This window comes from Oceanobacter sp. 1_MG-2023, assembly GCF_030689025.1.
Classification (GTDB): domain Bacteria; phylum Pseudomonadota; class Gammaproteobacteria; order Pseudomonadales; family Oceanobacteraceae; genus Oceanobacter.
Genome location: NZ_JAUYWA010000056.1, coordinates 1 through 2073, shown reverse-complemented (window position 1 = coordinate 2073; position 2073 = coordinate 1). Strand labels below are relative to the sequence as shown.

The 2073-nt window shown below is 53.2% G+C and carries 1 protein-coding gene; it reads right to left on the bottom strand.

What is annotated here, in order from left to right:
* Positions 1 to 2073: cadherin repeat domain-containing protein (locus tag Q8W22_RS16585; protein WP_305453110.1), on the bottom strand; the 2073-nt coding region annotated here is incomplete at both ends.

The window sequence follows — 2073 nt, the reverse complement described above, 5'->3', positions numbered from 1 at the left end:
GCCGTCAAGCAGGGTTGTTACCGAGGACTCGCTCTGGTCTCCCGCCACCGTGGTATTGATCTGGAATTCATCCCCCACGGTCTGGCCGTTGGCGTCGTAGCGTTGGCCAACGATACCGCTGCCGTCGCCGTCGTCGGCGGTAGTCCAGCTCACCACGTAACCGGCGGCGCTGGAGGTAAAGGTTGGAGCTATCATATCTGTAATCGTGATATATCGGGCCGAAGCCAGACTGATATTGCCTGCTTCATCAACGGCGTAAGCGTAATAATCACCCAATTGCAGGCCGCTAGTATTCACCTCTGTGCTACCAGCCGCTGCCAGGCTGGACGACACCCAAAGGCTGCTGTCTTCTGTCAGAATATCACTGATATCGTTAACGCTAATGCTGCTGCTAACCAGATAGACACTGCCCGCTTCATTACTGTACAGGCTCACCATATCGCCGAGACTATAGCTTTCTGTAGCCACTTCTACAGCGCTACCATTGGCATCAAATCGCTGACTATAGACCTGATAGTAACCATCAGTACCGATGCCGTACCAGGTAACAATAAAGGCACCATCTGAGCCTGTCGCTACAATTTGTGGCAGACGATCATCGCCACTGCTGTTATCAGGCGATTCCAGTGTTATTGCTGTTCCATTCAGACTGCCATCGGCATTGAATCTTTGAACAAAAACAGACTGATCCCCCTGTTCATCCTCTCCTTGCCAAACAATGGCCCAGGCGCCACTGTCACCGAATGCGGCAACTTCCGAATAAGTATCGTTACCTGTTGTGTTACCGGTGGCTTCCAGTGTCACGATGTCACCAGCTAATGATCCATCGGCATTGAACAGCTGAACAAAAATCGAGGTATCACCTTCTGCATCGGTGCCACGCCAGGTCACTACGTAGGCTCCTGTATCACCCAGCAGAGCCAGTGCGGGCTGCACATCCTCACCTTCCGGATAGCCTGGAGCATCCAGTTTCACAGCACTACCAATCAGGCTGCCATCGGCAGCAATGGTTTGCACATATATTGATAGACCAAGACCATCGTCACCGGCCCAGGCAACCACAAAGCCCCCACTCTCAAATGCCATAGCGACGGCAGAACCATCATTCCCATCACTGACTCCCGTCGCTTCGAGGGACAGGGGGCTACCATTGGGGCTGCCATCGGCATTAAAGCGCTGGACAAACACGGTCAGATCAAAGCCGCTGTCAAAGCTGCTCCACACCACCACGTAAGAACCATCATCTGCACTGGTACTGATTTGTGGTGGCAGGCTGACCCAGGAACCTGACAACGTTGTCAGTGTGCCCTTCAGTGAACCATCGGCATTAAATGCCTGTACGTAGACATCAGTGGTATCGTACCAGGTCACCACATAATCACCGCTCGCCAACGCAGTAATTTGCGGTGTGAACTCAGACTGTCCCGTCACTGCATCCAATTCCACCGTACTGCCACTGAGGCTGCCATCGGCTTCGAACTGTTGGACATAAATGGATGACGTACCACTGCCGTTATCTCCTTGCCAGGTCACTGCAAAGCGGCCGCTGTCATCAATAGCAATGATTTGCGGATCAACATCCTCACCATGACTCACATCAGTTGCTTCCAGAGAGATAAGGTAACCTACTGGCTGTCCCTGGTTATCATAACTTCTTGCAAAAATAGTGTTGTCACCTTCCCCATCACTACCGTACCAAACCAGGGCATAACCGCCGCTGTTGCCCAGTGCTGTCAGCTGCGGAGACAGATTGTCTTTATCGATACTGGCTGTCACCTCTTCCGTTGCCATTGACAAGATCAGTGATGCCGTAGGGGCTATTTCGTCCAGATCGTTGACATCAAGGGTAACCGCTTGGTCGGTATGGTTACCGGCTCCATCGGTAGCGGTGACGGTAAAGCTGTAGCTGAATTGGGTTTCGTAGTCGGGATCGGCCAACAGGGTCACTTCGCCGGTGCTGCTGTTGATGCTGAACAGGGCGGCATCATCGCCCGAGAGCGAGAAAGTCACGCCATCGGAGATATCGCCGGTATCAGTGGCTGTGGCGGTATACACCACCTGCCCGGCGCCGCT